Annotated in this window: 8 protein-coding genes; all 8 read right to left on the bottom strand. The window is 33.6% G+C overall.

Going from position 1 to position 6,472, the window contains the following annotated elements:
* Positions 1-2: 2 nt before the first annotated feature.
* The gene (locus tag BUC07_RS18965; RefSeq protein WP_083578350.1) at positions 3-1,538 is read right to left on the bottom strand and encodes a lipopolysaccharide biosynthesis protein; all 1,536 of its coding nucleotides are present in this window, start codon (positions 1,536-1,538) and stop codon (positions 3-5) included.
* 26 nt (positions 1,539-1,564) lie between these two features.
* On the bottom strand, positions 1,565-2,731 hold the full coding sequence (locus BUC07_RS18970; RefSeq protein WP_073173626.1) for a glycosyltransferase: 1,167 nt from the start codon (positions 2,729-2,731) through the stop codon (positions 1,565-1,567).
* A gap of 2 nt (positions 2,732-2,733) precedes the next feature.
* On the bottom strand, positions 2,734-3,663 hold the full coding sequence (locus BUC07_RS18975) for an NAD-dependent epimerase/dehydratase family protein (protein WP_073173628.1): 930 nt from the start codon (positions 3,661-3,663) through the stop codon (positions 2,734-2,736).
* 13 nt (positions 3,664-3,676) lie between these two features.
* Complete coding sequence (locus tag BUC07_RS21170) at positions 3,677-4,279, bottom strand: polysaccharide biosynthesis protein (protein WP_217652740.1); 603 nt, start codon at positions 4,277-4,279, stop codon at positions 3,677-3,679.
* A 47-nt stretch (positions 4,280-4,326) separates the two neighbouring features.
* Positions 4,327-5,067 carry an ATP-binding protein gene (locus tag BUC07_RS21375; protein ID WP_317039653.1) on the bottom strand — a complete coding sequence of 247 codons (741 nt, stop codon included), beginning with the start codon at positions 5,065-5,067 and terminating at the stop codon, positions 4,327-4,329.
* Between the two features lie 4 nt (positions 5,068-5,071).
* Positions 5,072-5,338: an AlbA family DNA-binding domain-containing protein gene (locus BUC07_RS18990; protein WP_175552576.1), complete on the bottom strand. Its 267-nt coding sequence runs from the start codon at positions 5,336-5,338 to the stop codon at positions 5,072-5,074.
* 345 nt (positions 5,339-5,683) lie between these two features.
* The gene (locus BUC07_RS18995; RefSeq protein WP_217652741.1) at positions 5,684-6,196 is read right to left on the bottom strand and encodes a polysaccharide biosynthesis protein; all 513 of its coding nucleotides are present in this window, start codon (positions 6,194-6,196) and stop codon (positions 5,684-5,686) included.
* Positions 6,197-6,275: 79 nt separating this feature from the next.
* A partial coding sequence (locus BUC07_RS21175; RefSeq protein ID WP_217652742.1) for a hypothetical protein occupies positions 6,276-6,472 on the bottom strand: 197 nt, incomplete at its 5' end.

Here is a 6,472-nt window from a genome sequence, read left to right on the forward strand (position 1 = left end):
TATTATTTAATGAAAGTACGGATTTTCATTTTTATTACTTGTATTAAACTGTTAAACTTTTGAATTTCCCATTGGTTTATACTAAATAATCGAAATGAAATAAGAAACAAAATAACAGCTCCTATTGTATTAAGAGATAGACGTAAAAAACCCATATCTAAAGAATAATAAATAAAAGTTACAAAAGCCAAACTTATTGAAATGGGATATACCAAAGGTAAAAGTGAACTTTTTAAATATTCGAGTATGTTTAAACCAGCTATTTTTTTACCGTAATACAGATTAGCAACGAATGTAAAAAAACCAAATATTATACTAACAGCATAAATTGTATAAGGTGGAAAATTTAATGTATAAAAATAATACGACAAAACAACAGCTGATACCATAATTGCACTTTCAACTAATGTTACTTCTTTAATTCTGCCGACAGCACTTATGGCAGTTCCAATTTCAAAAGTTAATTTACTAACAAATAAACCAATTATTATTAACCTTGAAAATATCAAGGTGTAATCGGGAGCTTCTTTCAACCATAAATTCAGTAAAAATTCCATTTCGAAAAAAATTGGAATTGCAAATAAAGAAAATAATAAAACAGAATATTTAGTCGCAAGAGATGTTATTCTCAGCATTCGCTCACGATCACTTTGTCCTTCACTTTTAATAATTTGCGGCCGAATAGCTCTTGTTAAACTGGTAGATAAGTTATTTATTTGATTAGAAACTTGCAGGGCAATGCCATTTGCGGCATTTAGTTTAACACCAAAAAAAACGTTAATAATGACTCCTCTTACTTGACTTGCAATTACAGATGCAACAGACCCAACTAATCTCCATGAGCTGAATGAGAGAATTGATCGAATTTGTAATTTATCTATATATTTAAAATTTAATACACACTCTTTATATTTTTTATTACTATAAAACATTTTTATACCTCTTTGAACAAGTTGCGATATAAACATGAAAAATCCATAGGTAATCAATAATCTTGTATTGGCAATGGTTAAATAAATTGCAGCTCCTAAATGAATAAAATTGCCAATTAAATCGAACACTGAAAGCATGAATAGATCTTCGTGAGAATTCATAACAGCATCATAAGGAACCAGAACTACAGTAACAAAAGTAGAAAGGACCATAAAGTGGAATAAAACTTTAGCTGCACTAATTCTATCGAGTGGTATGTTTAAAAAATATTCAAACATAAAATAGCCTCCAACTTCCATAATTATGACTAAAATAACTCCCAGAAATAAATGTAGAAATAAAGTTGTATTAAAAGTCCTTTTTAAATAGTGCTCATCATTTTTACCAAGATTATAAGCCAAAAACCTCATCGAAGCACTTGACAAAGTAGATTGCAAAAAAGCAAGCATGCCAACAACTCCTGCAACAAGAGAATAAATACCATAATCCGTCTCCCCTAAAGCTGATAAAACCAACCGTGTGCTTATCAACCCAATAATTAATACAACAATCAGTTTTCCATACAACACTATTGTATTAAAAATTACTCTGTCAGATGTTTTCAATTAAATATAGTTTATTAATACTTTTCTTACTCAATCAACTTCTTAAAATTCTGTTTTAAAACTTCTAACGAAAACTCGTTTTTAAAGGCGACACGGGTTTCGTTTTGTAAATCATTGTAAAATTTCCTGTCAAGCAGAACGGTTTCAAGTTGTTGTGCGATTTTGTTTATTTCCATTGATGCACAATGGATACCACATTTATAATTCTTCAAAAACGTTCCAACCGAGGAATAATCAGGGCCATGAAAAAATATTGGAAGACCAGTAGATATGTAAAAACCAATTTTATTTGGAAAAGCAAAACTCATTTGATGCTTACTTTCATTATCAAATTTATAGGCTACATAACCTAAATGAGAATTTTGCATGTGTTCTATTAATTCTTGCTCACTTCTCCAACCCAAATTTTCAATCTTAATATTGTTGCACTGATGTTTTATTTGATATTCTGTAGCAGTAATAAAAACGAGTTTAAACCCAGAATGTCTTTTCTGAAAAAGATCCAGAGCTTGTACAAAACTCTCTATTTCATTTTTGGTATATACTGAACCAGCAAAAAAAATGCGAATTTCAGAATTCAATTCTAATTTTTTAGAAAGTTTAGGTATATTATTCTCATATCCAAGTCTTAAAATAGCAGTTTTTTGAGAGAAATTATCTCTAATATAATTTCCCATAGTTTCTCCTGCTACGTGAATACTGTCAAAATTTCGTATTGCCTTATAATAATTATCTTTTTTAAACTTATAAATTTTTGGCTTATCAAATTGTTCTGCTTCTATAGTATCTGAAATGAACCCAACCTGTTTTATGTTTTTATAAATCGATTTATTTAAGATTGATAGCACGTCGGCACGCAGAAGTATAAATGCTGTATCAATCTTATTTTTCTTTACAAACCGTTTGAGTTTATATCGAACCCAGGGAATTTTGGCAAAATAAAAGATTTCTTCAATAAAGGGAATTTTTTTTAGATATTTTAATCCCCTAATTCTTGGCCAAACTCTCAAAGAATGCTGTTCTTTTTGCATACTTTGAAATTCATTTGGCCATTTTTCTCTTGTCGTGTAGCCAATGGCAAAATAGCAAAAATTTTCAATGCCATATACTTCCATTATCCTGCGATATAAAATGGCACCAGCATTTTTACTTAATGGGTAACCATCAGCAACAAATAAAATATTTTTTGTCATATTTAAATTTTCTGGCTTTTTATCCAGTTAACATATTCTTTTAGTCCCTGATTCAACTCAACGGCTGGTTTAAATCCTAGAATTTTTTGAGCTTTTGTAATATCTGCTTTACAATGCTTAACTTCTCCTGGTCTAAAATCTTCGTATTGAATTTCAATTTCTTTATCAAAAATTCTTTTTAGTTTTAATGCAAGTTCTTTAATAGTTATGCTTTCCCCTGATGAGATATTATAAAAACCTCTCAATTGCTTTTTGCTAGCTGAAAGCACGTTTGCTTTTGCAATATCTCTAACATTAACAAAATCTCTGGTTTGAGAGCCATTCCCATATATTTTAATCGGAGCATTATTTAATAATAAATCAACCCATTTTGGAATAACATTACCATATTCATCAGAATATTGGTTGATCCCATAAACATTAAAGTACCTTAAACAAACTGTGTCAATATTGTAATGTTTTCCATACCACAAACAATGTTTTTCAGCAGCTAATTTACTTACTCCATAAGGTGATTCTGGTTCTAATGGATGATTTTCATCAATGGGTTGATAAAGGAGTTCTCCATATATTGCTGCAGATGAAGAATATACAACTTTACGAATATTGTTTTTTTTAGCAGCGGATAAAACATTTAATGTTCCTATTATATTGGTATTTGAATCGAAAATTGGGTCATTTAACGATTTGATATTACCTATATTTGCTGCTAAATGAAATATGACATCAATATCTTTCGATGCATAATTGAGAGTTTCTGAATCCAAAATATTCCCATTATTAAATTCATAATCCAGACCATTTAAATTCTTTAGTTGACCAGTAGATAAATTATCAAAAACTTTAACTGTGTAATTACCTGTTTTTAATAATTCTTTCACAACGTTAGAGCCAATAAATCCAGCTCCTCCTATAACTAATGCTTTTTCCATTATATATTACTTTTTAATTATAAAATTCTTCTATCACCTTATGATAAGCATTTAATAAACTCTCCCGAATTTCCTTATTAGAATGCGCAAACATTTCAACAGCACGTTTATATCCTTTTTCAGCTCTTTCTGCTCTTAAATTAGGATTATCTAGCAGGTTTTCATGATTCATTTGGAAGCGCCCATCCGTTGGCAGGCTTGGCCACTTTATGGGTGGAACCCAGAAGTGTTTTTCACTCCTTTTTCGCTGCTCACATGCTTTAAAAGATGAGTGGTTGAGTACATAATCGTAATTTCCTTCGGCATTCCAGAACGCATCGTATTCCACAGAGCCAGCATCGAGTGCAAAGGTTTGAAAATCGCCAACAATATAACCAAACGAACTGCGAATATCGCGTATCACTTCCACCATATTGTTTTCGCTGATATCGACCACATGCAGTTTTCGCGGGCTGCGTTTAAAGATTTCTTTGGTAACGGCCTGCCCGATGGAACCTGCACCGCCAATTACCAAAAACCGGGAAGAACTTACAATCTCGGAAAGTTCTTTTTCGTGGTTGGCAATGTCTTGGGTGAAGAGTTCATTATTTCTACCTATAAGGTTTAGGATGTTCATGCTAATAAAAAAAACAGGTTTAGTACCATTTAATAAATCTATCCATTTCAATCGTGTTCAATAATTTGCCAGTGGCCTCCTTTTGCGGGGCCTACTCGTTCGATGATACCATATTCTTTTAGTTTTGCAATGTTTTCTTTAATTTTTCTTTGTGATATGCCAACAATTTCGGCTAAATCCGATGTAGTTACCTTATCGTTTTCTTTTATCACACGAATTATTGTTTGCTGATTATCGGTGACCTTATCGGTGACCTTATCGGTGACCTTATCGGTGACCTTATCGGTACCATTTGATTTTATGGTTACCCAAAAAGAATCGGAGAATTCAAAATTAATCTCATTGCCATTTTCAACACAAGCATTGGTAACGCGTTTAATACCGGTGCCGGCTTTTTCCATAAAATCGGTTCGTGCCAGTAAATCAACCAGCAAACGATTTCTGGCTTCGCTTTTTTTGCCAAATTCGCTTTTGGGAAAAAGTAATTCTCCCTTATTATTGATAACGATACTGCTTTTAAGTTTTTCGATGGCAATTGTGTCACCTAAAAAGTAGTCGAAGTGGATAACTGCGTTAACAATTGCCTCGCGATAAGCTTCGATTGGATATTCCGGGAATTCATCTCGTTTTAAATCTTTAATCTCAAATCTAACCGGTACGAGCTCTTTCAGGTATGTAATAGCATATTCGATATTTCCAATTATACCGCGATCAACCTCTTTTTTATCGAGAATTTCAACACGTTTGTCGTCGTTGAAATGAATGCACCGGATTTTTGAACTTATGATGTATTTATAAGGCTTTTAATAGCACCGCAACAGGCGGGTCGCAATTGCGGGCAGTATCCTGTATTTGCGATTTCAGCCTGTTTGATGTTTCAATGCCTTTTATTTGACCGTAATCGGTTATTCCCAAATATATCACCCCGCCTGATGCATTGGCGAATGCAACCATTTCTTTTGGCAGGCTTTTATCGGGCGATTCTTTAAATTCGATGAACTGGCCTTCGCCGAGTTCCAAAACAGCTTTCAAATCTATTATGAACTTTTGTTTTGCCATTTGTTTATGGTTCAAAGTTAAACCCTGTGAAATAATGCGAAGCATTAAATCGCAGATTTATTTCACAGGATTCACCCCGTGAAATGATGCTACGCATCAAAATCTTCGATTTTATTTCACGGAGTAAAGTAAGTTTTGTACCATTTAATAAACCTTTCAATTCCTTTTTGTACGGAAGCCCCCTCTAACTCCCCCACGGGGGAGGATTGGTTGAGTGCTATCAGGTTCATTCTGTTGTAAAATATGATTTGTACCATTTAATAAACCTTTCAATTCCTTTTTGTACGGGTGTATTTGGTTTGTAGCCAAAGTTTTCAACTAAATTGGTCACGTCGGCTTCGGTCCTTAGCACATCGCCGGGTTAGCGGCTTTGTCGGTGGAAACGCAAAAGTATTTTTTTACGCCTTTGTCAATGGATTGCTGTACGGTTTTTTTAGTATTGAAAATGGTTACATCAATCATACGCATGAGCGTAAACGGGTCTTTTTCGCTGCGCACATGTTTTAGTGCTGAAAGGTTGAGTACATAATCGTAATTTCCATCAGCATTCCAGAACGCATCGTATTCCACAGAGCCAATATCGAGTGCAAAAGTTTGGAAATCGCCGTTGATGTATCCAAACGAACTGCGTATGTCGCGCACCAGTTCCACCATGTTGTTTTCGCTTATATCGACTACATGGAGTTTCAGTGGATTACGTTTAAAGATTTCTTTGGTAACCGCTTGTCCGATGGAGCCGGCACCGCCAATTACCAAAAATCTTGAAGAACTTACGATTTCTGAAAGTTCTTTTTCGTGGCTGGCAATGTCTTCGGTGAAGAGTTCATTTTCGCGGCCTATAAGGTTGAGAATGTTCATAATATTATTGTTATTGCTGTTAGCTTGTTATTTGTTGTGAGTTTGCCGCGGTTTCCGCCAGTCGGCAGAACCCAAAAGTTTAATACCATTGAAAAAATTCAGCGTTTAAAGTATCTTCCAGTGGGAAATTATTACGGGTAAAATTTATACATGTCTTTTCTATGCAGGAGTCTTTCAAAAAGTTTTGTTTATCCTGATTTCCACAAGAATAATTATTTATCCAACTTTCGATAGTATTCTTTTGCTTCCTGCAAAGAAAGGTTATCAGCTGGATTA

Origin of the sequence: Tangfeifania diversioriginum (assembly GCF_900141875.1) — a bacterium.
Lineage (GTDB): Bacteria > Bacteroidota > Bacteroidia > Bacteroidales > Prolixibacteraceae > Tangfeifania > Tangfeifania diversioriginum.